At 70.2% G+C, this 24,051-nt stretch carries 22 protein-coding genes; 9 read left to right on the top strand and 13 right to left on the bottom strand.

Annotated elements, in window-relative coordinates; translation table 11 throughout:
- Positions 1 to 76: 76 nt before the first annotated feature.
- Positions 77 to 1,840, top strand: a complete 1,764-nt coding sequence (locus tag EPN98_RS22335) for an alpha/beta fold hydrolase (RefSeq protein WP_293365149.1) — start codon at positions 77 to 79, stop codon at positions 1,838 to 1,840.
- Here the strand turns inward: EPN98_RS22335 and EPN98_RS22330 are convergent.
- From EPN98_RS22330 to EPN98_RS22315, 4 genes are read right to left on the bottom strand one after another with little or no spacing between them, the layout of a single operon-like run.
- Positions 1,837 to 2,631, bottom strand: a complete 795-nt coding sequence (locus tag EPN98_RS22330) for a glutathione S-transferase family protein (protein ID WP_293365148.1) — start codon at positions 2,629 to 2,631, stop codon at positions 1,837 to 1,839. The genes EPN98_RS22335 and EPN98_RS22330 overlap by 4 nt on opposite strands.
- Positions 2,628 to 3,266, bottom strand: a complete 639-nt coding sequence (locus EPN98_RS22325) for a glutathione S-transferase family protein (RefSeq protein ID WP_293365147.1) — start codon at positions 3,264 to 3,266, stop codon at positions 2,628 to 2,630. Before EPN98_RS22325 ends, EPN98_RS22330 begins: the two co-directional genes overlap by 4 nt.
- A gap of 2 nt (positions 3,267 to 3,268) precedes the next feature.
- Entirely contained in the window at positions 3,269 to 4,066 is a 798-nt protein-coding gene (locus EPN98_RS22320) for an enoyl-CoA hydratase/isomerase family protein (RefSeq protein ID WP_293365146.1), read from the bottom strand.
- Positions 4,067 to 4,068: 2 nt separating this feature from the next.
- Entirely contained in the window at positions 4,069 to 5,034 is a 966-nt protein-coding gene (locus tag EPN98_RS22315) for an alpha/beta hydrolase (protein WP_293365145.1), read from the bottom strand.
- A 123-nt stretch (positions 5,035 to 5,157) separates the two neighbouring features.
- Here EPN98_RS22315 and EPN98_RS22310 point away from each other — a divergent pair, with 123 nt between their 5' ends.
- Entirely contained in the window at positions 5,158 to 6,240 is a 1,083-nt protein-coding gene (locus EPN98_RS22310) for an SDR family oxidoreductase (protein WP_293365144.1), read from the top strand.
- Positions 6,241 to 6,299: 59 nt separating this feature from the next.
- Here EPN98_RS22310 and EPN98_RS22305 read toward each other — a convergent pair whose 3' ends face one another.
- Positions 6,300 to 7,229: a hypothetical protein gene (locus tag EPN98_RS22305; protein ID WP_293365143.1), complete on the bottom strand. Its 930-nt coding sequence runs from the start codon at positions 7,227 to 7,229 to the stop codon at positions 6,300 to 6,302.
- Positions 7,230 to 7,405: 176 nt separating this feature from the next.
- Between EPN98_RS22305 and EPN98_RS22300 the strand changes: the two genes are divergently transcribed.
- Positions 7,406 to 8,218, top strand: a complete 813-nt coding sequence (locus tag EPN98_RS22300; protein ID WP_293365142.1) for an enoyl-CoA hydratase-related protein — start codon at positions 7,406 to 7,408, stop codon at positions 8,216 to 8,218.
- Positions 8,219 to 8,223: 5 nt separating this feature from the next.
- A complete protein-coding gene (locus tag EPN98_RS22295; RefSeq protein ID WP_293365141.1) occupies positions 8,224 to 8,988 on the top strand; it encodes an SDR family oxidoreductase in 765 nt (254 codons plus the stop codon).
- 12 nt (positions 8,989 to 9,000) lie between these two features.
- Here EPN98_RS22295 and EPN98_RS22290 read toward each other — a convergent pair whose 3' ends face one another.
- On the bottom strand, positions 9,001 to 9,792 hold the full coding sequence (locus tag EPN98_RS22290; RefSeq protein ID WP_293365140.1) for a PEPxxWA-CTERM sorting domain-containing protein: 792 nt from the start codon (positions 9,790 to 9,792) through the stop codon (positions 9,001 to 9,003).
- Between the two features lie 269 nt (positions 9,793 to 10,061).
- Between EPN98_RS22290 and EPN98_RS22285 the strand changes: the two genes are divergently transcribed.
- Genes EPN98_RS22285 through EPN98_RS22275 form a run of 3 tightly spaced genes read left to right on the top strand, consistent with a single transcriptional unit; the run spans position 10,062 to position 13,360 of the window.
- Positions 10,062 to 11,714: a histidine kinase gene (locus EPN98_RS22285; protein WP_293365139.1), complete on the top strand. Its 1,653-nt coding sequence runs from the start codon at positions 10,062 to 10,064 to the stop codon at positions 11,712 to 11,714.
- Positions 11,711 to 12,328 (top strand): response regulator transcription factor, encoded by a 618-nt coding sequence (locus tag EPN98_RS22280; protein WP_293365138.1) that lies wholly within the window; start codon positions 11,711 to 11,713, stop codon positions 12,326 to 12,328. The genes EPN98_RS22285 and EPN98_RS22280 overlap by 4 nt, the downstream gene beginning before the upstream one ends.
- A gap of 39 nt (positions 12,329 to 12,367) precedes the next feature.
- A complete protein-coding gene (locus EPN98_RS22275; RefSeq protein ID WP_293365137.1) occupies positions 12,368 to 13,360 on the top strand; it encodes a hypothetical protein in 993 nt (330 codons plus the stop codon).
- 44 nt (positions 13,361 to 13,404) lie between these two features.
- On the opposite strand, the gene EPN98_RS22270 is transcribed toward EPN98_RS22275, so the two are convergent.
- The 5 genes from EPN98_RS22270 to EPN98_RS22250 form a co-directional block, all read right to left on the bottom strand.
- Positions 13,405 to 13,899 carry a GNAT family N-acetyltransferase gene (locus tag EPN98_RS22270; protein ID WP_293365136.1) on the bottom strand — a complete coding sequence of 165 codons (495 nt, stop codon included), beginning with the start codon at positions 13,897 to 13,899 and terminating at the stop codon, positions 13,405 to 13,407.
- On the bottom strand, positions 13,899 to 14,708 hold the full coding sequence (locus tag EPN98_RS22265) for an enoyl-CoA hydratase/isomerase family protein (RefSeq protein WP_293365135.1): 810 nt from the start codon (positions 14,706 to 14,708) through the stop codon (positions 13,899 to 13,901). Before EPN98_RS22265 ends, EPN98_RS22270 begins: the two co-directional genes overlap by 1 nt.
- A gap of 276 nt (positions 14,709 to 14,984) precedes the next feature.
- Positions 14,985 to 15,629, bottom strand: a complete 645-nt coding sequence (locus tag EPN98_RS22260) for a hypothetical protein (protein ID WP_293365134.1) — start codon at positions 15,627 to 15,629, stop codon at positions 14,985 to 14,987.
- A 31-nt stretch (positions 15,630 to 15,660) separates the two neighbouring features.
- Complete coding sequence (gene ppc, locus EPN98_RS22255; protein ID WP_293365133.1) at positions 15,661 to 18,312, bottom strand: phosphoenolpyruvate carboxylase; 2,652 nt, start codon at positions 18,310 to 18,312, stop codon at positions 15,661 to 15,663.
- Positions 18,312 to 19,298, bottom strand: coding sequence for a DUF885 family protein (locus tag EPN98_RS22250; RefSeq protein ID WP_293365132.1), 987 nt, complete (start codon positions 19,296 to 19,298; stop codon positions 18,312 to 18,314). The genes ppc and EPN98_RS22250 overlap by 1 nt, the downstream gene beginning before the upstream one ends.
- Before the next feature lie 71 nt (positions 19,299 to 19,369).
- On the opposite strand from EPN98_RS22250, the gene EPN98_RS22245 reads away from it, so the two are divergent.
- The gene (locus EPN98_RS22245) at positions 19,370 to 20,290 is read left to right on the top strand and encodes an alpha/beta hydrolase (protein ID WP_293365131.1); all 921 of its coding nucleotides are present in this window, start codon (positions 19,370 to 19,372) and stop codon (positions 20,288 to 20,290) included.
- Here the strand turns inward: EPN98_RS22245 and EPN98_RS22240 are convergent.
- Together EPN98_RS22240 and EPN98_RS22235 are read right to left on the bottom strand one after the other, a co-directional pair.
- Complete coding sequence (locus EPN98_RS22240) at positions 20,277 to 20,705, bottom strand: hypothetical protein (protein ID WP_293365130.1); 429 nt, start codon at positions 20,703 to 20,705, stop codon at positions 20,277 to 20,279. The two genes, EPN98_RS22245 and EPN98_RS22240, sit on opposite strands and share 14 nt — an antisense overlap.
- Before the next feature lie 37 nt (positions 20,706 to 20,742).
- Positions 20,743 to 22,365 (bottom strand): pectate lyase, encoded by a 1,623-nt coding sequence (locus tag EPN98_RS22235; protein WP_293365129.1) that lies wholly within the window; start codon positions 22,363 to 22,365, stop codon positions 20,743 to 20,745.
- An 87-nt stretch (positions 22,366 to 22,452) separates the two neighbouring features.
- On the opposite strand from EPN98_RS22235, the gene EPN98_RS22230 reads away from it, so the two are divergent.
- Positions 22,453 to 24,021: a carboxylesterase/lipase family protein gene (locus EPN98_RS22230; RefSeq protein ID WP_293365128.1), complete on the top strand. Its 1,569-nt coding sequence runs from the start codon at positions 22,453 to 22,455 to the stop codon at positions 24,019 to 24,021.
- Positions 24,022 to 24,051: the final 30 nt, after the last annotated feature.

Raw genomic sequence — 24,051 nt, 5'->3', positions numbered from 1 at the left:
CGACGAACGGGCGTCCGGTGTTCGCGTAACGGGTGCGTTTGGTTGTCCGTTAGGCCTTTCCACGTATCGTCGTTCCATGCTGCGGCTGGCTCGACAATCCGACACCGAGGGCGAGGCCGACCGGATCCTCGCGACCATCGGCGCGGCCATTCATCCGGCCGACGACGGGAGCGGCGGCGCGCCCGTGACCGTACCTGCCGGCGCATTGGCGGTGGCGGTCCTCGACGGCGAAGGCCGGGTCCGCGGCCATGACGCGCGCTTCGGACGCTGGTTCGATCCCGATGAAGTGACCCACGCGATCCAGGGCTGGCTCCGCGGTCCCCGCGTGGCCGCGCTCGTCACCGTGACGGCCCGCGGCGGCGGCAGCACTGTCCTGCTGCTGGGTCGCCTCGAGGATGCCCAGGCCTGGAGCCTGCCGCCGGAGATGCTTTCCGCCAGCGGCCCGGGCGCCTACGCCGCCCTCGCCTACCGGCCGTTCGAGCAGCGCGACCTGGCCGACCGGGCGCTGGCCAGCTGGCGGCTCACGCCCGTCGAGGCGCGCACCGTCCAGGGTCTGATCTCGGCCGGCGACCTGATCGAGGGCGCCAAACTTGCCGACGTCGGCTACGAGACCGCCCGCAAGGCGCTGAAGTTCGCGATGCGCAAGGCCGGCGCGGGCCGCCAGACCGACCTGGTGCGCCTGCTCCACGCCGCCGTCGGCGGCGGCGACCTGCAACTGGACCAGGCCGGCATGTTGCGCGAAGCCCTGGGCCTGTCCGAGCGCAGCGCCGGGGCCTGTCTTCTGCTGGCGTTGGGCCTGACCCGCGCCGAGGCCGCGGCCACGCTTCACATCAGCGAGCACGCCATCAAGGACGAGCTCAGCGCCCTGTTCGACCGCTTCGATCTGCGCAGCGCCACCGACCTGTCGCGCCTCACCACCGAGGCCGTCGTCCTGTTGGGCGTCGCGGGCAACCGCAACCTGACGGCCGGAGCCTCCTGGAGCGCGCTCCGGCCCCTGCGCTTCGTCAACCGCCGCGACCAGGCGGGCCGGATCGCGCTCTCCGACTTCGGCCCCGCCAGCGGCCAGCCGACCCTGCTATTTCACAGCGCCGCCACGGGCTCGCTGCTGGATCGGCGACTGGTGCGCGCCCTGCAGTCCCGCGGCCTGCGTCCCATCGCCATTGAGCGGCCCGGCTACGGCCTCACCGACGCGCCCGAGCGCGATGCCGACGGCGCGGCGCTCTCGGACCTGCTGACCGTGATGGACGCCTTTGGGCTGAAGAAGGTGCGGCTGGTCTGCCGCGGCGGCGAGGACGCGGCGCTGCGCCTCGGCCTGGAACACCCTGAACGCATCGAGCGCGCCGTCCTGATCAATCCCTTCACGCCCTACGCCGTCGACAGTCGCTGGGACGGGTTCATGAACGGGGCCAAGTGGCTGTTCGTGCGCCAGCCGCACATGATCGACGTCCTGGCCCGCTTCCTCGGCAGCCGCCTCAGTCCGCAGACCCTGGAGCGCCTGCTGCGCAACTCGCTGAGCAGCAGCCCTGCCGACACCGCGCTGCTGACCGATCCGACCGTGGTGGAGGACTATGTGGAATCCGCCCGCCTCGTGGCGCTGCGCTCCACCTGGGGCTTCACGCACGAGCAGAAGGGCTACCTGTCGTGGACGCCGCCTCGCCTGCCCGACGGCTCGGCCTGGACCCGGCTGATCGGCGAGCAGGACGTGCTGTACCGCGCGGGCGACGCGGACGCCCTCTGGAACGCCGCCCTGCCCGGCCACCGCCTCATCCGCCGCGCCGATGCCGGGCGGATGCTCCACGCCTCCCACCCCGACCTGGTGGCCGAGGCGCTGCTGGCCTAACTGAACGCCGGCGCGAAGCGGATATTATCGCGCTCAAGGCCCTTCAGCACCACGTCGATCCCGCCGGACTTGATCATCCACTCCAGGCGGTGGTCGCGGTACTCGCGCTTGAACAGGCCCTTCTCGACCAGCTCAGCCACGTTGGTCATGGAGGCGCCGGCCGAGTTCAGGGCGGCGATGTCGGCGACGCACGCCGCCACCGACGGCCGAGCGTTGGCCCGCGCCAGCCACGCCGACAGCTTCGTGCCCTTGGCCGGCGGATGGCCATGGCCCACCGAGCCGTTCAGGTAAGGCACAACCGACAGGTCGCCCCACCCGAAGGTCTCGCCGTTGAACCACTCGCGCTCGCCCAGCTGCTGCTCCAGCCAGGCGAAGAACCCCTCTGTCTGGGCCTTCGCCGCGGCGAACAGCGCCTCGGCCTTCTCGCCCTCCGCACGCCGGAACCAGCGGATCTCCGAGAGCCCCCAGTTGATCGCCTCGAAGTGAGTGTCCATCACCTCTTCCAGCATTCGCACGCGGGCCCGTTCGGCGGCGGACTTCGGGCGCATCGCAGGCTCTGGATAGGCGTCGTCCAGGTACTCCAGGATGATCGTGGAATCGAAGACGCGGACGTCGCCGTCCACCAGCGCCGGCACCTCCGCCCGCGGGCTGGCTTCCACGAACGCGCCCTGCGCGCCGCCGGCTCCGAGGCCGCCGGGCATCGGCGCTTCGAACGCCAGCCCCTTCTCCCGCAGCGAGATCTTGACCTTCTGCGCATACGGCGAGAACGGGTGGTCGTAGAGCGTGATCATGTCGACAGCGCCTCTGAGAGATCCATCTTCTGCGCGGCCTTGGCCGCCTTGAAGCCTGGGCGGTCCTTGAGCCTGTCCCAGTAGGCCTGGATGGCGGGCGAGAACTTGCCGTCCAGCTTCAGCTGTCTTGCGAGAAGTAGCGCGTAACCCACGGAAATATCAGCGCCCGTGAACCGGCCGGCGCAGAGCCACTCGCGCCCGTCGCCCAGGGTGCGGTCCACGTGGCGCAGGCGGCTCAGGAACCACTGGGCGTAGTCGTCGGCCACCACCTCGGCCTTGCCCGGCTCGAACTGGCGATAGCGCAGGACCAGGGTCTGCGGGAACGTCAGCGTCGCCTCGCCGAAATGCAGCCAGTTCAGCCACGCGCCATAGGCCGGATCGTCCACTGCGACGGCCAGATCGCTCGGACCATGGCGCGTGCACAGGTACTGCACGATGGCCGCGCTCTCCGACATGAAGGTGTCGCCGTCCTTCAGCGCCGGGATGGTGCCCAGCGGATTGATCTCCAGGTAGCCCGGCTCGCGGACCCTCGGCGGGAAGGGCAGCAGGTGCAGTTGGTAGGGCAGGCCCATCTCCTCCAGCGCCCACAGCGGCCGGAACGAGCGCGCGTCAGGACAGTGCCAGAGCTCGATCATGGTCAGGCGTCCCGCTTGGAATAGTGGGGTTTGCGCTTCTCCAGGAACGCCTGGACCCCTTCCTGGAAGTCGCCGTCGGAACTGGCCAGGATCTGGTTGCGGTCCTCCATCGCGATGGCCGCCTCAAGGCCCCCTGCGTCGATGGCGTGGTTCAGCGCCTCCTTTGTCAGGCGCAGGCCCAGCGGGGTCGCGTGCAGCATGTCCTCGACGAAGCCCTTGGCCTCGGCCTCGAGCTGGTCGGGCTCGACCACCCGGCTCACCAGGCCCAGTTGGTAGGCCCGCTGCGCGTCGATGAAGCGGCCGGTCAGCATGTACTCGGCGGCCACCGACGAGCCCACCATGCGCGGCAGGAAGTAGCTCACGCCGATATCGCAGGCCGAAAGGCCGATGCGGATGAAGGCGGCGTTCATGCGCATCTTCGGCGTCGCGATCCGCACGTCCGACGCCAGCGCCAGCGCGAAGCCGCCCCCGGCCGCCGCCCCGTTCACGCAGGCGATGATGGGCTGCGGACAGCGGCGCATGGCGATGACGATCTCGCTGATCTCGCGCTGCCGCGTCAGGCCGGCGCCGATCGAGCGGCTGCCCTGCGGGTCGCCGCGCTCCTTCAGATCCAGCCCGGCGCAGAAGGCGGCGCCGGCCCCCTGCAGCACCACCACGCGCACGTCGCGGCGCCAGTAGAGCCCCACGAAGAACTCGCGCAGCTCGGTCACCAGGTTGCGGCTGAGCGCATTCAGGCGGTCGGGCCGGTTCATGGTGGCCCAGACCACCTCGCCCTCTTGGCGCAGTTCCAGGTCGGCCATGATCAGAGTCCTTTCAGCCAGTCGAGCAGGAGGGCGGTCACCTCGTCGGGCCGCTCCTGCTGGGTCCAGTGGCCGCAGCCCGGCAGGACATGGACGCCACGCAGGTCAGTCGCGAACGCCCGCATCAGCGCGCCCGGGTCCGGGATGCGGCCGAAGCCGTTGAACGCCGGGTCGCGGTCGCCGCCGATCAGCAGCGTCGGCATCGTGAGCTTGCGGTCCTTGAACTGCTGCAGCCAGGCGAAGTCGCGCTCGTGATTGCGGTAGCGGCTGATGGGCCCGCGGAATCCGGACTGCTCGAACTCGGCCACGTAGTAGTCCAGCTCCTCCTCGGTCAGCCACGCGGGGAACTCGCCGGGATCCATCATCCCTTCCAGCAGGCTGGCGCCGTGCTTCTTGGCGGGCCATGAGCCGTCCGGGGCGTCGCCCGAGATGCCGAAGTAGAACTTGCGCAGGAAGTCGCGGACGTCCTTCTCCGCTTCAGCCTCGGGCGGCCCCACCTCCTGGAACCAGGCCTGGTAGAAGAAGTGGCCCTTGTCGGTGAAGAGCTCCTTGAAGACCTCGCTGAAGGGCTTGTGCGGCACGCCCGTGAAGGGCACCGACAGGCCGGCCACCGCCTTGATCTTGTCGGGCCGCGACAGCGCCGTGTTCCAGACGATCGGCGCGCCCCAGTCATGCCCCATCAGGATCGCCTTGCCGTCGTCCGACAGCGCGTCGATCACGCCGGCCACGTCGCCGGTCAGGGCCTCCATGTCGTAGGCTTCGATCGGGTGCGGTTTGTCAGACCCGCCATAGCCCCGCACGTCGATGGCGGCCACCTGGTAGCCGGCTTTCGCCACAGGCCCGATCTGGTCGCGCCACGAGTACCAGCTCTCGGGGAAGCCGTGGACCATGACCACCAGCGGCCCCTCGCCCTCTACGGCGGCGCGGATCCTGACCTTGCCGGCGTCGACGGTGCGGAATTCCGGCATGCGCTTTGCGCCTCCCAAACGCTTGTTGGGCGCATGCTTCGTCTCCGCGCGAGGCACTGGCAAGACTGACCATGCGGCAGGGTGGCGTGGGGGTAGTCTGCCCCCGGGATCAAGGAGGCGCGCATGGACACGGTGCTGGTGGCGGGCGCCACGGGACTGGTGGGCGAGGCGGCGATGACCGCCTTCGCCGCGGCCGGCTGGCGCGTGATCGCGACGTCGCGCCGGACCCCCGACCCCATGCCGCCGGGCGACGTCCGCCACATCGCCGTCGACCTCACCGACGCCCAGGCCTGCCAGGCGGCTTTCGAAGGCCTCTCGGACGTCACGCACGTCGTCTACGCCGCACTGTATGAGAAGCCGGGGTTGCTCGCGGGCTGGCGTGAGGCCGACCAGATGGAGACCAACCTCTCCATGCTGCAGAACCTGATGACGCCGCTCACCCACGCCGCCAGAAGTCTGCAGCACGTGACCCTGCTGCAGGGCACGAAGGCCTACGGCGCGCACCTGAAGCAGCCGCCGCTCCCGGCACGCGAACGGGCGCCGCGCGACGACCACGCCAACTTCTACTGGCTTCAGGAGGACTGGCTTCACGCCAGGGCGGCGCAGTTCGATTTTGCCTGGACCATATTCCGGCCCCAGATCGTGGTCGGCGCCGCCTGGGGCGCGGCTATGAACCCGCTGTTGGCCATCGGCGCCTGGGCCGCCCTGCGTCGTGAACAGGGTCTCCCACTGGCCTACCCCGGCGGCTCCGCCCACGTCATGGAACTGGTCGACCCGAGGTTGCTGGGGGACGCGTTCCTTTGGGCGGCCCGGTCCCCCGCCGCTGGAAACAACACCTTCAACATCACCAACGGCGACGTTTTCGCTTGGCCCGAGGTGTGGCCGGCTATCGCCGACGCCCTGGGCATGCCGCTCGGCCCGCCCGAACCGACCCGTATCGCGCCCCTCCTGGCCGCGAGCGGCGAGGCCTGGGCCGCCCTCGCCGCCCGGCATGACTTGCGCCCCATCCCGCTGCCCGCCCTGCTGGGCGAGAGCCACCACTACGCCGACGCCCTGCTACGCCCGGGCGTCGAGGCGGTCACGCTTCCGATTCTGGTCAGCACCATCAAGCTGCGGCAGGCCGGCTTTCCCGGCTGCTACGACAGCGAGGACACCCTGCGCCACTGGCTGGGCGTCATGGCCGAACGCCGGCTGCTTCCGCGCTAGAGCTGCGGACAAGAGCCTGTTTCATCCGTGCTGGCGGCGTCGCCGGATCGAAACCGGTTCTAGCGGGCGGCTCCCCCGGCCTTTGCGTCCTCTTCCTGCTGGCGCGCGCCCAGAAGGATGTTCCGCAGCGAATAGTTCCCCTCGTGGCAGGCGTGCTCGTAGATCGGCGTCCTGGCGCGGAACCACGAGAACTCGGCCAGCCAGGGCCCGCTGAACGTCTTCGGGTCGACCACCGTGAACTGGTACAGCATCTCGCGATCCGAGATCGGGGTGAAGCGCTCGACCACCTTGGCGTCCCCCGACACCAACAGGGTCGGCGCCAGGCGCACACGGTCGCTGTCCGGCATGCCGATCGTCTCCACCACCAGGGTCTCGCCCTCCCAGTGGCCGATAGAGCTACCGAGGCGCGACCACAGCGCCTTCGGCGCGTGCGGCTTGTTCAACGCGATGATGCGCACGTCGTCGCCGTACTCGGAGTGGATCGCGACGTGGTCTGCGGTCGCTACGATCTGGATCTGACTGTCCAGCGAGAAATTCACCAGCGGCGCCTGTCCCGACCCGACCAGGCAGCGCTCGGCGTTCGGCCGCTGTTCTGGATTGTCGTAGCTGCCTGGCGGCGGCGGGTCGCTGAGCGACTTCCGGGCCTCCGGGGTGTAGGGGAGGATCCCGTCGGCCGGCTGGATCACCACGCGCGAGCGTCGCTGTCCGCGCACGATCGGCAGGCCATCGGAGTGCTCCACCAGCATCGGCAGCTCGGGATCCAGGTCGGCGGCGAACTCAGCCGCCAGCGCGGCCCCCACCTTGGCCGCGAGGACCTTCGCCTCAGCCTCCGGAACGACCAGCGCCGTGGCGCCGGCCGGCGTCTCCATCGGGATGGTGAAGTTGATCGCCCAGTCGCCGTCGATCGTGCGCTTCCCCGCCTGGGCCAGGGTCGCGGATGGAAACATGCAAGCGCAGGCGAGCAGACCTGCCGTGATCGCAAACCGCATCGACTGGCCTCCCCTTGTGCGGCCTATTTGGCGACCGAACGCCGTTCTCCACAAGGAGAGTCTTTGCCCGCACCCGTCGCCTGCGGGTTCCGGCGACCGCCCGTCGCTGACGGGGCGTCACCGTTGACCTGCTCGTCCCCCAGGCGAACAGTCGCCAGCCAAGAGGAGGAGCGCCCATGGTCTCGCTGGCCGAAAAGAGCGCCGGGTTCGAACACACGCTGGTGACCGTGGAAGACCACGTCGCCACGATCACCCTGAACCGGCCGCACCGCCGCAACGCCCTCAACTATCCGGCCTACGACGAGCTGGAGCAAAGCCTGCGGACCGCCGCCGCCGACCCTGACGTCCGCTGCGTGATCCTCACCGGCGCGGACCCTGCCTTCTGCTCGGGCGACGACGTCGGCGAGATCATGGCCGGACCCAAGCCCGTCTCGCGGGCCCCGATGCCGGTCACCTTCAACGCCACGCCCGCGGCCATCGCGGCCCTGGAGTGCGACAAGCCCATCATCGCCGCGGTCAACGGCGCCGCCGTCGGCTGGGGCATGGAGCTGGCGCTCTTCGCCGACATCCGGCTGGCGTCCGAGAAGGCGAAGTTCGGCGAGCTGTTCGTGAAGCGCGGGCTGGTCTGCGACGTGGGCGGCTTCTATCGGCTGCCGGCCATCGTGGGCCCGGCCAAGGCCGCCGAGCTCCTGTTCACCGGCGACATCTTCGACGCCGCCGAGGCGCTGCGCATCGGTCTCGTCAGCCAGGTGACCGCGCACGACGACCTCCTGCCCAAGGCCCGCGAGCTGGCCGGCCGCATCGCCGCCAACCCGCCGCTGGCGGTGCGCCACCTCAAGGCCGGCCTCAGCAAGTATGCCTACGGCGATCCGCGCGAGATCGGGGCCTGGGCCATCGAGAAGATTCGCCTCCTGATGCAGACCGAAGACCACAAGGAAGGCGTCGCCAGCTTCCTCGAGAAGCGCCAACCCGTATTCCAGGGACGTTGAAGACCATGACCACCCGATCCGTCGCCGGCTCCGTCGTCCTGGTCACCGGGGCCGCGTCAGGCATGGGCCGCGCCACCGCCGAAGTCTTCGCCGCGGAGGGCGCGCACGTGGCCGTGACCGACCTGAAGCTCGAGACCTGCGGCCCCGTCGCCGAGGCCATCCGCCAGTCCGGCGGCAGCGCCGAAGCCTGGGCGATGGATGTCTCCGATCCTCAGGCGATTCAGGACGTGGTCGACTCCGTCGCACTGAAGTTCGGGCGCCTCGACGCGATCGTGAACAACGCCGGCATATCCGCCTTTTCGCCCATCGATTCAGAAGACTACGACCGCATCTGGAGCCGTGCGATGGACGTCCTGGTCACGTCGCACCAACGGATCATCCGCGCGGCGCTGCCCTACCTGCGACAGTCGCCGGCCGGCCGCATCGTCAACATCGCCTCGACCGAAGCCCTGGGCGCCACCAGTCGCGACAGCCCCTACTCGGCGGCCAAGGCGGCGGTCACCGGCCTGACCCGGGCGCTGGCGGTGGAGCTGGGTCCCGAAGGAATCACGGTGAACTGCATCTGCCCCGGGCCGATCCTCACCGGGATGACCGACGCCATTCCCGACGCCGACAAGCAGACCTACGCGCGGCGGCGCACCGCCATGCGCCGCTATGGCCGGCCCGAGGAGGTCGCCCACATGACGCTCAGCCTGTGCCTGCCCGCCGCGTCGTATATCACCGGCGTCACCATCCCGGTGGACGGCGGCCTCATGGCGCGCAACGCCTGAGGCCGCGGCGCCTCAGGCGGCGACGGCCGCGGCCCGGCGGCGCAGGATGGCGCCCGCCGCGCCGAAGCCCATGATCATGAGCGCCCAGGTCGTCGGCTCCGGCACCGCCGTGGCCGAGAAGTTGGCGCCCGCCGAGGCGCGGAAGTCCCGCAGTTGCCGCGTGCCGTTCGCGCCGATGATCGCAGCCTGCGGCGTCAACCCCGAGAACGAGAAGCCCAGGTCCCCGTCGATCAGCTTGTTCATCGGGATGACGCTGGAGGTCAGAGTAACGGTCCCGCCGGTCAGGCCGTACGAGTCGGCGAACCCGCCGGACGAGCCGCCCACCGAGAGCCAGCCGTTGGTGAACGTCCCGCTGAGCAGGTTCGCGCCGGTGTTGAATGTCGTCCCGTAGGCCGTCACCGGGCTCCCGCCGGTGTATTTGAAGGCGAACGAGCCGTTCAGGCCGCTCTGGCGGATCGGATTGGTGTTGGTCAGCTGCGTCGCCGCGCCCGTGGGCGCCGTGGCGTTGAACAGCAGTTGCCCCTGCAGGCCCATGACGCCGGCGTCGTTGAAGTTGAAGATGACGTTGACCCACTGGGCGCTCGCCGCGCCGATCTGCGCGGCCGAGGCGTTGGCCGCGAGGGTCGAGTTGGTGAACAGACGGCCGCCATTCCCGCCCACGCCGTCCCAGGCGAAGGTCTTGCCGCCGCCGACCTGGGTGTAGCTCGCGATCTGGACCACCGTCGCGGCGTTCGCGCCCGCCGCGAAGCCACCGGCCGAAGCCAGCACCGCCGCGGCGACCATCGCCTTCATCTTCGCACCCATCACTACCCCTTTCGACCGCCGCGGGCGGTCAGACTTGTCTGGAGGCGGACGCTTTCCGATGGCCGTTTGCCACGGGACAGAACGCCGCCTCCCCTTGGTTGCGAGTATGTGCGACGCAGCAAAGCGAACAATCTGGCGTGACGGTGGGGGCCGACCCCTACCTTTCGATCAGGATGGGCACGCCGAGGCGCCTGCTCCAGACTGACGCCCGGAACCGGGGAACGGCATTGAGCGGCAGGGGACTTTTCTACGTCAGGAGTACGCGGCTGGTGGCCGGCGCCCGCGCCGTCCTGGTCGGGTTCCTGGCCGTGGGCGTCATGTTCGGACCGGACGCGCCGAGCCTCGAGGGCGGCCTGGTGCGCCCTCTGATCGGCGGGTACCTCGCCTACAGTCTCGTCCTTTTGGCGCTCTCGCGCAGCCGGCGCTTCGCCTACCGGGTCCTGCGCCAGCCCCTGCTCCCGACCGCGATCGATCTGGGGGTCTTCACGGCGCTCTTCTACATGACGACCGGCGCCGAGAGCCCGTTCTTCAGTCCCCTCGTCTTCCTGATCGTGAGTGCGACGATCCAATGGGGGTCGCGCGGCGCGCTGTTGATGAGCCTGACCATCCTGGCGGTGTTCCTCCCGGCCGGCTGGTCGGCGGCGCTGGGCGCGGACCACGACGACGCCGCCGCGCTCTCATGGATCGTGCGGCTCGGCTACATCGTGATGGTGATGATCCTGCTCACCGGTTTCGGCCGCCACTTCGAGCGGATGGTCGAAGAGTTGTCGCGGATGGCGGATCCGGTGGACGCGGGCTTCGACGAGACCGAGCCGCCCACCCGCGAGGCGCTGAATCACGCGCTGGGCCTCTTCCGCACCCGCCGCGGCATGGTCCTCTGGACCGAAGGCGACGAGCCCTATCTGAACGTGATCGAGGTGGATGGCGGCGAATACGCCAAACGTGTCCTGCCGCCCGGCGGCGACGACTGGCTGGTGTCGCCGCGCCTGGAAGGTTCGGTGTTCCTCTATGATCGCGCCAGCGACATGGCGATCACGCGGCCGGACGGCCGATCCCGCGTCGTCAGGGGACCGCCGGTCGCGCCTTCGCTGCTGGCGACCCTGTCGTTCGAGCGGATGCTGGTGCTGCCGATCCGCGCCGATCCGCTCGAGGGTGTGATCCTGGTGCTCGACCAGGAAGAACCGGCCACCGAGGACCTGGCGTTCGGCGCGATGGTGAGCGCCCAGATTTCGGTCGGTCTGCAGCGCTGGCATGCCCAGATGACCCACCGCGCCACCGCCGCCAACGCCGAGCGTGTGCGCCTGTCGCGCGACCTGCACGACGGAGTCCTCCAGTTCCTGGCCGGCGCGGCGATTCAGCTCGAAGGCCTGTTGCGCGCCGGCAACCTGCCCGTTGCGGCCAAGGTGCGCCTGCTGGGCCTGCGACAGGCCCTGACCGAGGAACAGCGCGAATTGCGCACCTTCATCACCGCCATGCGCCCGGCCCGATCCAACGAGCCGGCCAAGCCGATCGACCTTCGCGAGGAGTTGGAAGAGCTGGCGGACCACCTTTCACGCTACTGGAACATCTGCGTCCTGGCTGACATGGCGTCGGACAGCCCGATGGTGTCGACCCAGACCGCCTACGACATCGGCCGCATCGTTCGGGAGGCCGTGGCGAACGCCGTGCGCCATGGGCTGGCCCGCAATGTCACCGTCCGGACCCTGACCGGGCAGGGCCGCCTCAGCCTCGAGATTGTCGACGACGGGCACGGCTTCGGCTTCCAGGGCGAGATGATGGATGAGGACCTCAAGAAGGCCGCCGTCGGCCCGCGTTCGCTGCAGGAGCGGGCCAGGGCCATGGGTGGCCGTGTCCGGCTGGCGAGCAGCCCACGCGGCGCAAGCGTCGGCATCGACCTGCCCCTGGAGAAGATCGCCGCATGACCACCCTGCTGATCGCCGACGACCATCCCCTGATGCGTGACGCGGTGGCGGGCCTCTTCGGACCGCCCTACGAGGTTGTCGACCGCTGCTCGGACGGGCTTCAGGCCCGCACCGCGATCCTCGCGCGGCAGCCTGACATCGCGATCCTGGATGTCCAGATGCCGGCGCTCTCCGGCCTGGACCTGCTGCGCCAGGCCCGGGCCGAGGGGTGGCCCTGCAAGATCATCCTCCTCACCGCCGGGCTGGAGCCCAAGCCACTGGTCGAGGCGGTGAAGCTCAAGGTCGACGGCCTGATCCTGAAGGACGCCGGCGGCGAGATGCTGGTGCGCTGCGTCGAGGCCGTTCTGGAAGGCGGTCAGTGGATCGACAAGGAGGCCATGAAGCAGGTGATGTCCATGCTGGCCCAGGCGCCGACGTCGACCGCCGAACTCACGCCCCGTGAGAGCGACGTGGTCCGCCAGGTCGCCCAGGGCCAGCGGAACAAGGAGATCGCCCGCAGCCTCGGCATCTCCGAGGGCACTGTGAAGATGCACCTGCATAACCTCTACGAGAAGCTGGGGGTGTCCTCCCGCACCGAACTGGCGCTGCTGGCGAAGGAGCAAGGTCTCGATTGAGCCGTTGACGGCCACGCTCCGTCGCGTCACGCGTTAGCGATGCTGCGCCTCACGCTCCTCGCTGCGTGCATCGTCCTCACGCTTGCGCCGTCGGCCGGCGCTCAGGCCTACAAGACGCCGCGGACCGCTCTGGGCCAGCCAGACCTCCAGGGGCTGTGGGATAACGACAGCATGACGCGGCTGCAGCGGCCCAAGGCGTTCAAGGCCCTCGTCGCCACGCCGGAAGAGGTCGCCGCGTTCGAGGGCAAGGGCTTCGCGCGCTTCGACAAGGTGATCGCGCCGGTCAACCCCGACGAGCCGGCCCCGCCGCCGGACGGGGTCACCGACGACGACCGCTTCGAGCGCCCGCAGGGGCTGGCCCGCGTGCGCGGCGAGCCTCGCAGCTCGCAGATCGTCGACCCCGCCGACGGCCGCCTGCCCTACACGCCCTCCGCCAAGGCCGCCGCCGAAAAGGCCCTCGCCGACGAAGAAGTCTACGACGACCCCGAGGCCCGCCCCTTCGACGAGCGCTGCCTGCTCGGCGGCGGCGGGGGAGTCGCGGCGCCGATCATCAACCGTCACCACATCCTCATCGTGCAGACCGCCGAGCACGTCGTGCTGTTCGGCGAGCAGAACCACGAGGCCCGCATCGTGCGCATGAAGAACCGCACGCCCCTGCCCGCGGCTATCCGCCCCTGGATGGGAGATTCCGTCGGCCGCTGGGACGGCGACACCCTGGTGGTCGAAACGACAGGGCTCAGCCCCAACGACCGCTGGCGGTGGAACGCCGGCGACTGGATCATGCTGACGACCCGCGCGAAGATCGTCGAGCGCTTCCGGCGCATCGCCGCCGACGAGATCCTGTACACCTTCGAGGTCGACGATCCCGGCGCCTACACCCAGGTCTGGCGGGGCGAGCACCCGATGCGCGCCACCAGCGTCCCGATCTTCGAATACGCCTGCCACGAAGGGAACTATGCGCTCACCAACATCCTGGCGGGCGGTCGCGTGAAGGACCGCGAGGCCGGCGCTGCGCCGGCTGCCGCCCGCTAGAGCGCGTTGGGCGAAGGTGGAAGCCGGTTTCGCCCCGACAGGCGCTAGGCATCCAGGCGGAAGTAGACGCTGTCGCACCATTCTCCGCCGACGCACCACGTCCGTTCCGCCCGCCCGGTCTCACGGAACCCGGCCCTCGCCAGCAGCGCCAGGCTGGCCGTGTTGCGCGGATCGACGTCGGCGGTGAGATGGTCGGTGCGGTGGGCGAAGGCGTAGCTCACGAACGCGGCCAGGGCCTCGCGCGCATAGCCCCGCCCCCAGTGCGGCCGCCCGATCAGATATCCGATCTCGGGCAGCCGCCAGGCTCCCAGCTTGCCGATGGTCTCGCCGTCCTTCTCGACGATGAAGTCGTCGCTGGTCTCGGGCGGCGCGGCGATCATGCCCTCCAGCCAGTCGCGGGTGGTCGCCAGGTCGGCATGCGGCGGCGTCGACCAGTACCGCATGGTCTCCGCATCCGACATCATGGCGTGCAGAGCCTTGAGGTCATCGGGCCGCGCCTTGCGCAACACCAGCCGCTCGGTTCGCAGAATGACGCTCATCAGCTGCCCGTGAACTTGCCCGGCCGCTTCTCGCGGAACGCCGCGAGGCCTTCGCGATAGTCCTGACTGGACGTCGCCAGCAGGAACTGGTCGCGGTCCATGTAGATCGAGGCCTGAGCCGTGGCCTGGGTGACCGCGTTCACCGCCTCCTTGGTCATCCGGATCGGCAGCGGCGGCAGGGCGGCGACCTTGTCGGCCCAGCGCCGGGCGGCCGTCACGGCCTCGCCCTTCGGCACGCCCTCATCGGCGAAGCCCCAGTTCAGGCAGGTGGCGGTGTCCACCGCCTCGCCGAACATCACGAATTGCTTGGCGCGCGAGGGGCCGACCAGGGCCGCGATTTTGGGGATCGAGCGCCAGCTCATGTTCATGCCGAGCGGAACCTCGGGCAGGCGCAGGTAGGCCCCCTCGCCCATCACGCGGAAGTCGCAAGCGATCACCAGCGCCGCCCCGCCGCCAATGCAGTAGCCCTCGATGGCCGCGATGGTGACGGCCTCGATCTCGCTCCAGGCGCGGCACATGTCGGGCCCAGCCATCACGGCCCGGCGGCTCTCGATCAGGCTCAGTGACGTCCGCTGCTGGCTGGCGTTGAGGTCTGCGCCGGCCGAGAAGTAGCCGTCGGCGCCCTTCAGGATCACCGCCCGTACGTCGGTCCGCAGGCGCAGCAGCCCAGCCGCCTCGGTCAGTTCCTCCATGAGGTCGCCGTTCAGGGCGTTGCGCGCGTCCGGGCGGTTCAACGCCACCTCGACGATGTGCTCCCGCCGCTCGACGCGGATGGTCCGCCACGGATGATCGAACAGCTTGTCGCTCAAGGCCGCCTCCCGGTGATTTGGCCCCATCTTGGAACGGAGCCGCCCCTGGGCGGTAGTCCAAACGGACTCGACCGAGACGGCCGCGGCTGAAGTCCCGACCCCGTGCCGGACAACACCACCGCCGCGACAAGCCCGCGTCGCCCCCTCATCTGGAACGTCATGGCCGCGCTTGTCCCGGCCACCTAGAATCGCCGTCGTCAGCGGGGAAAGCGGCGGCGGCTAGGCTCAACACCCTGCGCGAGCGCCGCGTATCTGGAGAAACGAACGCGAGGAAACTCAGTCCTTCTTCCCCAGCCCCAGGCGGCTGCGGAGGCTCTTCTTCGCCTGCTTCGGCGGAGGCGGATCCAGGGTGACGATATCGGATGGACGAGCTTCGGCCTTCGGCGCCGCGGCCACCGCCTCGGCTCCTGGCGTAGGATCGCTCGCGGCGATCTCCTGAACACCCAGGTCGCGATCGCAGCGCTGGTCGCGCGCCTTGGCCTCGAACACGGTCGCGGTCAGCACGGGCTGGCGTCCCGGCTTCGACGTGCTCACGAACACGGCCAGCGCGCGGCGGCCGGGGATGTTGCAATAGGTCTCGCGGGTGGCCCACTCGCCGGGCGTCCAGGCGCTCTTGGCCAACGAGAAGATCTCGGCCCGCCGCTTCATCGCCACCTGCACCGCGTCGCGGATGACAACCGGCTCCCCGGCCGTGACGCGCACCGTGCAGCTGACCGGATTCTGCCCGCGCCGGATCGAGACGTCGTCGCCGTCGATGTCGTCGACCGGGGCCCCGTCGATCACCGCCGCCAGACAGGCCGCTGTGGCCGAGCGCGCCTCCTGCACCGGATCGGCGTGAACCGCGGCGGCGGGAAGGGTCAGCAGGGCGGCGAGGATCAATGAGCGCATGCCGTCCCGTTCGCCCAGCATCGCGGCGGTCATGTGGCGATCGAACTCAACCGCACCGAGACGCTCACCCCGTGTTCCGCAGCCCCGACGCCACGCCCGCCACCGTCAGCTGGATGGCCAGCTTCAGCTGCGGGTCGTCGTCGCCCGCGCGGCGGCGGGCCAGCAGTTCCACCTGCAGATGATTGAGCGGATCGACCACCTCGGCGGCCAGGGCCACGGACTCGGCCATCTCAAGGTGGTTGTCCAACAGCCGCGTCCCGCCGCGGATCGCCAGCACCAGCTCGATCGCCGCATCGTGCTCGGCGCGGATCTTCTCGAAGATCGGCTTTCCCCGGGGGTGCAGGGCCGCGTACTTGGCCGCGATCGCCATGTCGGACTGGGCCAGCGCCACCTCCATATTGGAGACCATGGTGGCGAAGACGTTGTCCTCGGCCAGCACCTTCAGGTCGGCCGCCGACAGACCGGCCAGGGCCGCCCCGCCCGCGAACCCGAACCAGGCCGGCAGCATGAAGCGCGCCTGCGACCACGAGAACACCCACGGGATCGCCCGCAGGTCCTCGATCCGGCGGCTGGGGGTTCGCGAGGCCGGACGGCTGCCGATGTTCAGTCCGACGATCTCGGAGATCGGCGTGGCGTTCCAGAAGAAGTCCTCGAACCCCGGATCGTCGTAGACCAGCGCCCGATAGGCCGCGAACGAGGCCGCCGACAGCGTCTCCAGCATCGGCGAGGCGGGCGCGCCCTCGTCGGGCCGCGCGCTCGCCATCAGCACCGAGGCCGCCAGGCTCTCCAGGTTGCGCCGCGCTGTGGGCTGATCGCCGAACCGGCGCGAGATCATCTCGCCCTGCTCGGTGAGGCGCAGTCGGCCCTTCACCGTGCCCGGCGGTTGCGCCAGCACGGCCTGGGCCGCCGGTCCGCCGCCCCGGCCCACCGAGCCGCCGCGGCCGTGGAAGTACCAGAGGTCATAGCCCTTGGTCCGCGCCTGGGCCGACAGCGTCTGGGCCGCCTTGGCCACGTTGTGCCGCGAGGCGACGTAGCCGCCGTCCTTGTTCGAGTCGGAATAGCCCAGCATCACCTCGCGCCAGCCGGCCTCTCCGAACAGCGCCGGCGGCAGGTCCAGGGCCAGCCACTGGCGCAGCAGCTCGGGCCCGAACTCAAGGTCGCCGATGGTCTCCAGCAGCGGCGTGATGCGGATCGCGCTGCGCCCCTTGTCGCCGCCCTGCACCAGGCCGGCCTGCTTCAGCAGCACCAGCGGCTCCAGCACGTCCGACAGCGTGGCCGTCTTCGAGATGATGTAGCTCCCGAGCGCCTTCTCGCCGTACAGCCGCACCACCTCGGCCGCCGCGTCCAGCGTGCCCAGCTCGCGCATGGTCTCTTCGGAATAGTCCAGGAACGGCGAGCGCAGCGGCCGGTCGTGGCTCAGCTCCTTGGTCAGCACCCGCACCCGCTCGGCCTCGTCCGAGCCCAGGTAGTCGATGTTCACCGACGCGCGGACGTACAGTTCGTGGATCATCCGCTCGTGCACGTCGGCGTTCTGGCGCAGGTCCAGCGACAGCAGGTGGAAGCCGCAGGCGCGCGCCACCGCGATCAGGGTGCGCAGCCGCGCCCCGATCACCCGATCCCCCAGGTGCTTGCGGATCGACTGGCGGATGGTCTCCAGGTCGGCCACGAACTCGGCGGCGCTGGCGTAGGGCGCCGAGCGGCTGCCCCAGTTGGTGTCGGCCAGCTTGTCGGTGGTGGCCGACAGGCGGTTCGAGATCTCCTGCAGGGCCTGGCGGTAGGGCTCGTCCTGGCGATGCACCGACTGGTCGGTCGACGCCCCCGCCAGAGCCAGCACGCCCGGGCTGGCCGGCGCCAGGTCGGAGGTGACGGCGAGGTCGAACCACAGCTTTCTCACCTCGTCGAAATAGTGGTTGAGGATCAGCCGCGCCTGCGAGCGCAGGGCCAGCTTGAGCGTCTCGCCGCTCACGCCCGGGTGGCCGTCGCGGTCGCCGCCCAGCCATGAGCCCAGGGTCAGAGGGGTGGCCGTCTCGAACCGCTCGCTCCAGCCGTCGTACAGCTCCACCAACGCCGGCAGGATCGAGCGGCGCACGATGGCCAGCGAGTTGCGGATCTCGTCGGCGGGCGTCAGCCGCTCGGGCCGGTGCATCCGCGCCTTCCACAGCAAGGCCACCTCGCGGAACAGGTCCTCGCGCAGGCGCTTTTCCACGTGCGGCGGCAGCCGGTGAGTGCGCAGCGACATCAGCCGCGAAATCTCGGCCTCGCGCTCGACCACCGCGCGACGGCGCACCTCTGTGGGATGGGCGGTCAGCACGGGCGCCACGGCCATGCGCGGGATCAGCCGGCCCGCCGCGCGCTCGCCCACCCGGTCGGCGGCCTCGGCCAGGGTGCGCGGCAGTTCGCCTGGCAGTTCCTCGGCCTCGATCAGCCGCCGGCGGCCGGCGACGTCCTCGCCCAGGTTCGACAGCATCGAGGCGCAGGTGAACGCGCGCGCCAGATAGACCGCCTGATCCGGGCGCAGGCTGGAGAACAGGGCCTCCAGCGCCTCCTCGTCGTCCTGGCGCGCCACGTCGCGGGCGCGCTTGACCAGGGCCGCGGCTTCGTCGCCGTCGAGGTAGTCGATCACCTCCTCGAGCACGCCCTCGAGATAGTGGACCGCCTCGCCCGCGCCGCGCGGCAGGCCCTGACCCAACGCGGCGGGCGCCATCTTCATGTCCATCAGAGGCTCCCGCCCTTCGCAACTGCAGCAATCATAGCGCAAGGCCACGGGCCGTCAGCCAGGATCGCGCGATGAAACGCCGGCCAGCGCGCCGTCTCGCGCGGTCGCAGGCGGGCGATCTCCAGGGCCCCGAGGCCGTGCGCGGCGAAGACGCCGGGCTGCGCCCGCATCCGCGCCGCATCGGCCGCGATGGTGGCGAAGGCGATGTCGCGGCCCTGGAGCTCCCGCATCTCGGCCGCCGCGCGTTCGACGCTCCAGCCCAGAGCCCCCTGCCCGATGTCGGCGACCACCCGGGCCTGCCGGAATAGTCGCCAGTGCAGCGACCCGATCTCGCCCAGCGGGTCGTCGGCATAGACGCCCAGGTCCGCCGCCAGCTGCTCGGCATAGGTCGCCCAGGCCTCGGAATAGACCCCGAGCCACCGCTGCCGGGCCGGGTCGGGCGACTGCATCGACGCCTGCAACGCATGCCCGGGGCAGGTCTCGTGAAAGGCGACGCTGGGCAGGGTCCAGGACGGCCGCGCGCGGATGGCCTTCAGGTCCACATAGTAGGCCGGCGGCTCGCGGTAACCGCCCCGCCCCTTGGCCTCGTCGTCACGCGACATCCGGCGCACCTCGGCCGGCGGGACAGCCAGATCGCCGAACGCCAGCGCCAGTTTCGGGCGCAGCGCCGCCAGACTGCGGTTCATGTCCGCCACCGCCCGGTCCCGGCCGGCGTCGTCGTCCGGATAGAGGTAACGCGTGTCCGCTGCCAACTCGCGCAGCCGCTCGGCGACAGTGCCGCGGCGCAGACCCAGTCGATGCAGCAGGGTGTCAGCGCGACGCCGCAGCCGTCCCACCTCAGCCTTCGCCTGCGCGTGCGCATCCCTCGGGCCCAACGGCCCACCCCAGGCATCCGACAACGCTTTGGCATAGGCGTCATCGGCCCGCGCCGCGCCTGCGGCGGACATGGCGACGGTGGAGGCGATCACGGCGCGTCGGGTCAGCATCACGCTCCATCTAGCCCCCTGAAATCGCGAATGCTACCGGTGTCATTATGCAAATCGACCGCAGATCGCTGATGTCCCTGGCCTCGGCCGCCGCCGCGACCCCGGCCCTGGCGCAGGCCTCGGACCCCACCGAGGTCGTGAAGCTGTGGCCCGGTCGCCCGCCCGGCGCTCCCGCCGTCCTGCCCCTCACGAAGATCACCGACCGCGTCGCGACCACGGGCTGGCAGGACCGCTACGCGACCGACATCGGCGAACCGCTGATGACCGTCTTCCGCCCCGCCCGGCCGAACGGCGCGGCCGCCCTCATCGCCCCCGGCGGCGGCTACATCCGCGTGGTCATCGACAAGGAAGGCTTCGAGGTCGCGCGCCGCCTCGCGGAGGCCGGGATCACGTCCTTCGTCCTGCGCTACCGCCTGCCCAGGGAGGGCTGGGCCGACGCCTCCGACGTCCCCCTCCAGGACGCCCAGCGCGCGATACGCCTCATCCGCGCTTCGGGCTACAAGCGGGTCCTGGCCCTCGGCGGCTCGGCCGGCGGCCACGTCGCCGCCTCGCTGGCCATTGGCTACGCCCGCCCGCTCTACGCCCAGGTCGACGCCGCAGACGCCCATCCGGCCCGCCCCGACCTCTCGGCGCTACTCTACCCCGTGATCGACATGGCGAAACCGTACGCCCACACGGGTTCCCGCGAAGCGCTGCTGGGCCCTTCCCCCACGCCCCAGGCCGAGGCGAAATACTCACCGCACCGCCAGGTGACGGCCGACGCCCCGCCCACCTTCCTGGTCCACGCCGCCGACGACCCGTCCGTGCCGGTCGAGAACGCCCTCAACTATCTGGCCGCGCTCCGGGCGGCCAGGGTCCCGGCCGAAGCCCACATCTTCGAGGAAGGCGGCCACGGCTTCGGCATCCGCCTGGCCCAGGGCAAGCCCGCCGCCGCCTGGCCCGACCTGCTGGTGAGCTGGCTGGGGCGGCGGGGATTCCTCACTGCGGCCTAGGAACCGGCGGGATGTAGGTCTTGTGGCAGCCGTTGCAGCTGTCGTAGAGGCGCCCGCCGATCTCGAACGCTTTCTCGGCGTCCTTCGCCCTGGCCGCGGCCTCGCCCTCCTTCGACACGTCGATCATCATCTGGGCGAACTCGTTCCAGCGGCCCGGCCGGCTGTACTGTTTCAGCGCCTCACCCTGCGCCTGCATGACCTGAGCGCCCTTCACCGCCTCGTCCCAGCGGGCGGCGGCCTCGGCCTTGCTCTCGTTCTCGGGCGGATCATTGCCGCCGGCCCAGAACGCCAGCGCCCCCGGGTTCACCGCCGTCGCCATGATCGCCTGCACCGGCAGGTCGTGGTTCATCACCTGGGCGACGGCTTCCCCCCCGGCGAGTACGGCGCAGGCGGCGAGCATCAGGCGAAGGCGCATGTTGGAATCTCCGGTACGGCCCGGAGAAGGTAGCCGCTTACTTCGCCCGGTCCAGCCAGTCGATCAGCGTGGTCATGTTCTGGATGTACGCCCCCGTCGAGATCCCCATCGCCGGCTTGTCGGTCGGATACGGCGAGGTGTCGGTGGCGTCGCCCACGTGGGTCGTGGCGTAGTCCCCGTCCGGCGTCGTCGGCGGCTTGGCGCCCGTGTAGGGGTGGCTCGTGGCCACCAGGGGGGTCGGCCAGTAGCCCTCGCGATTCAGCCCGCTCACCAGCTTCTGCGCCTGGGCGCCGTCGACCGTCTTGCCGGCCGGGGCCTTCAGGTTGAGGTCCGAGGTCTCCAGGTCGCGGGTCGCGAAGTACTTCGGCAGCGGGACCTGGTTCTTCGCCATCAGCGGCGAGTCCCTCGTCACCTTCGCCGGGTCCGACGCGCGCAGCTTCTCCAGCCGCGCCCGCATCTTCGCCACGTCGATCTTCCGGTAGGCCCCATAGTGCGCCAGCGTCCGCTCGCGGCTGTAGTCGACGTAGTATTCCCCGTTCTCCACGTTCGACCCGCGCCGATGAACGTACAGGGGCCGGTCCGTCCCGATCTCGATGAAGGTGGGGTGCGTGCGCCCGTCCGCCGTCGGCTGGTCCAGCTTCACCTTGTCCAGCCAGTCCAGCCCCTCGCCCACCCGGGCCAGGTACTTCGTCTCGCCGGTCAGCTCGTAGAAATTCATCAGCTGGCTGAGGTTGTTCGCCGTGGTGTGCGTGGCGAACGCCTTGGGCTCATAGCTGCGCGCCGCCGCGGGCTTCAGGTCGTCGACCGTGTGCTGCAGGCCCCAGGCCGGCTGCGGCTGGCCCTGCTGGGTGACCAGGAAGCTGCCCATCGCCCGGTTCACGGCCGCCAGGGCCCGGGCGTCGCCCAGCGCCTGATAGACCATCACCAGGAACTTGATGTTCTCCCCGGCCACGTCGTCGTTGAAGGTGATGTAGCTGGTGTAGTCGGCCAGCCCGTGGTGCGCGAACTCGTGCTGCAGCGGATAGCGCTGGGGCCAGCCGCCGACCGGGTACTGGCTCTTGAGCACGAAATCGATCGCCTTCTCCAGCGCCGGCCGCCACTTGGGATCGCGCTTCTCGACATAGAGCCGCAGCAGGAACTGCATCGCCTCGGACGTTCCCGCGTCGTCGAAGGTGGCGTTGCCCCAGTAGTGCTGGAATTCCTCCATCCGCCAGGCGTTCTTGCCGTAGGTGGCGTACCAGTCCTTCATCGAGGCCTCGCCGCCGAAGTCGATCATGTAGTGCCAGCCGCCGCTCTCATGCTGGCCCCAGATCAGCGCCTCGGCCGCCTTCTCGGCGGCGCGGTAGTAATATTCGTCCCCCGTGGCGTGATAGGCGTCGAGGAACACATGGCCCATGGTGCCGGTCCCCGGCGGCTGCACCCAGATCATGCTGGGCTTGGCCTCCAGCTCGCCCCAGCGGCGCGACAGGTCGGCGGTGTACGACCACACATAGCCGCCGTTCGTGGAAACCTTCTCGACCATGAAGGTGGTCGCCGTCTTCATGGCCGCCAGCGTCTGGGCCCGGCTGGGCGACCCCTTCGCCGGCGATTGGGCCACGGCCCCGCCAGCCATCACCAACGCCACGGCGCCGATCACGCCGGCCAGCACGCCCCGCAACATACGCGTTTCCTTCCGCTTTGATTGCGGTGTAGCGCAAATTGCTACCGGTGTCATAGTGCCGGAAAGGCAGAAAACAGGGCGGATTCCATGGCAGCCGAGCTTACCCGGCGAAACGCGATGGCGGGAGGGGCTGGTCTGGCCAGCCTGGCCTGGAGCGCCCGCGCCGCCCAGCCGCAGGCCTCCCCTGTCGCCACCACCGCCCATGGCCGTGTGCGGGGTTACATCGACGACGGGGTCCTGGCGTTCCGCGGCGTGCGGTACGGCGCCGACACCGGCCCGCGCCGCTTCCAGCCCCCCGCCCCGCCGGCGCCGTGGAAGGGCGTGCTCGAGGCCACCGACTATGGCGCCGCCGCCCCCCAGCGTGGCCGCGCCGACGAACTGCGCAGCGAGGATTGCCTGTTCCTGAACGTCTGGACCCCCGCCCTGACCGGCGCGCGCCCGGTGATGGTCTATATCCACGGCGGCGCCTATTCGTCGGGCTCGGGCTCGGCCCCGCTCTACGACGGCGTCCGCCTGTGCAAACGCGGCGACGTGGTGGTGGTGACCGTGAACCACCGCCTGAACGCCTTCGGCTACGCCTACCTCGCCCGCCTGGTCCCCGAGCTGGCCGACAGCGGCAACGCGGGCCAGCTCGACCTGATCCTCGCGCTCCAGTGGGTGCGGGCGAACATTGCCGGCTTCGGCGGCGATCCCGGCAAGGTGATGGTGTTCGGCCAGTCGGGCGGCGGCGCCAAGATCGCCACCCTGATGGCCACCCCCGCCGCGGCCGGCCTCTTCCATCGCGCCGCCACCATGAGCGGCCAGCAGGTCACCGCCTCGGGCCCCGGCAACGCGCATCGCCGCACCCTGGCCTGGCTCGACGCCCTGAAGCTCAGGCCCGAACAGGCAGGCGAACTCGCCACCCTGCCCGCGGAACGCCTGATCGAAGGCCTCGCGGCCGAGGACCCCGTCCTGGGCTTTGGCGGCCTCTACTTCGGCCCGGTGCTCGACGAGCGCAGCCTGAAGCGCCACCCGTTCTACCCGGACGCCCCGGCGCAATCCGCGGCGATCCCCATGATGATCGGCAACACCCACGACGAGACCCGCGCCTTCCTCGGCGGCGACCCCACCAACTTCACCATCGGCTGGGACGGCCTGCCCGCGAAGCTCACCCAGGCCAACATGCGCGTCGATATCGACCCGGCCACCGTGATCGCCGAGTACCGCCGCCTCTATCCCGCCTATTCGCCCAGCGACGTCCTGTTCGCCGCCACCACCGCCGCCCGCTCGTGGCGCGCCGCGATCATCGAGGCCGAGGAACGCGCCAAGGCCGGGACGCCGGCCTTCGTCTACCAGTTCGACTACCCGGCGAACGGCGAGCGCCTCCGCGCCGGCCACGCCAGCGACATCCAGATGGTGTTCGACAACCTCGCCAAGCCCGGCGCGACGGCGAAGGGCCCCGACGCCCAGGCCATGGCCGACCAGATGAGCGAGGCCTTCCTGGCCTTCGCGAAGACCGGCGACCCGAACTGCGCGGCGATCCCGAAGTGGGAGCCCTACGATCTCAAGCGCCGCCAGACGTTGGTGTTCAACACGCCCTCCGCGCTTGCCGACGATCCGCGCGGCGCCGAGCGAAAACTTTTCGAGAAAGTCCCCTTCGTGCAGGCCGGGACCTGAGGCGCGAGCACATTCCCGTGATCTTTACCA

The organism is Phenylobacterium sp. (assembly GCF_004299445.1).
Classification (GTDB): Bacteria; Pseudomonadota; Alphaproteobacteria; order Caulobacterales; family Caulobacteraceae; genus Phenylobacterium.
This window is presented reverse-complemented; position numbering and strand designations above follow the sequence as displayed.

Bases quoted from the DNA above. Each gene is read 5' to 3' on its own strand.
- EPN98_RS22240 (WP_293365130.1), bottom strand. From the start codon at position 20,705: ATGCGCCTTCGCCTGATGCTCGCCGCCTGCGCCGTACTCGCCGGGGGG.
- EPN98_RS22300 (WP_293365142.1), top strand. From the start codon at position 7,406: ATGGTCTCGCTGGCCGAAAAGAGCGCCGGGTTCGAACACACGCTGGTG.
- EPN98_RS22335 (WP_293365149.1), top strand. From the start codon at position 77: ATGCTGCGGCTGGCTCGACAATCCGACACCGAGGGCGAGGCCGACCGG.
- ppc (WP_293365133.1), bottom strand. From the start codon at position 18,312: ATGGACATGAAGATGGCGCCCGCCGCGTTGGGTCAGGGCCTGCCGCGC.
- EPN98_RS22330 (WP_293365148.1), bottom strand. From the start codon at position 2,631: ATGATCACGCTCTACGACCACCCGTTCTCGCCGTATGCGCAGAAGGTC.
- EPN98_RS22235 (WP_293365129.1), bottom strand. From the start codon at position 22,365: ATGTTGCGGGGCGTGCTGGCCGGCGTGATCGGCGCCGTGGCGTTGGTG.
- EPN98_RS22310 (WP_293365144.1), top strand. From the start codon at position 5,158: ATGGACACGGTGCTGGTGGCGGGCGCCACGGGACTGGTGGGCGAGGCG.
- EPN98_RS22280 (WP_293365138.1), top strand. From the start codon at position 11,711: ATGACCACCCTGCTGATCGCCGACGACCATCCCCTGATGCGTGACGCG.
- EPN98_RS22270 (WP_293365136.1), bottom strand. From the start codon at position 13,899: ATGAGCGTCATTCTGCGAACCGAGCGGCTGGTGTTGCGCAAGGCGCGG.
- EPN98_RS22305 (WP_293365143.1), bottom strand. From the start codon at position 7,229: ATGCGGTTTGCGATCACGGCAGGTCTGCTCGCCTGCGCTTGCATGTTT.
- EPN98_RS22315 (WP_293365145.1), bottom strand. From the start codon at position 5,034: ATGCCGGAATTCCGCACCGTCGACGCCGGCAAGGTCAGGATCCGCGCC.
- EPN98_RS22245 (WP_293365131.1), top strand. From the start codon at position 19,370: ATGTCCCTGGCCTCGGCCGCCGCCGCGACCCCGGCCCTGGCGCAGGCC.
- EPN98_RS22290 (WP_293365140.1), bottom strand. From the start codon at position 9,792: ATGGGTGCGAAGATGAAGGCGATGGTCGCCGCGGCGGTGCTGGCTTCG.
- EPN98_RS22295 (WP_293365141.1), top strand. From the start codon at position 8,224: ATGACCACCCGATCCGTCGCCGGCTCCGTCGTCCTGGTCACCGGGGCC.
- EPN98_RS22260 (WP_293365134.1), bottom strand. From the start codon at position 15,629: ATGACCGCCGCGATGCTGGGCGAACGGGACGGCATGCGCTCATTGATC.
- EPN98_RS22275 (WP_293365137.1), top strand. From the start codon at position 12,368: ATGCTGCGCCTCACGCTCCTCGCTGCGTGCATCGTCCTCACGCTTGCG.
- EPN98_RS22325 (WP_293365147.1), bottom strand. From the start codon at position 3,266: ATGATCGAGCTCTGGCACTGTCCTGACGCGCGCTCGTTCCGGCCGCTG.
- EPN98_RS22250 (WP_293365132.1), bottom strand. From the start codon at position 19,298: ATGCTGACCCGACGCGCCGTGATCGCCTCCACCGTCGCCATGTCCGCC.
- EPN98_RS22320 (WP_293365146.1), bottom strand. From the start codon at position 4,066: ATGGCCGACCTGGAACTGCGCCAAGAGGGCGAGGTGGTCTGGGCCACC.
- EPN98_RS22230 (WP_293365128.1), top strand. From the start codon at position 22,453: ATGGCAGCCGAGCTTACCCGGCGAAACGCGATGGCGGGAGGGGCTGGT.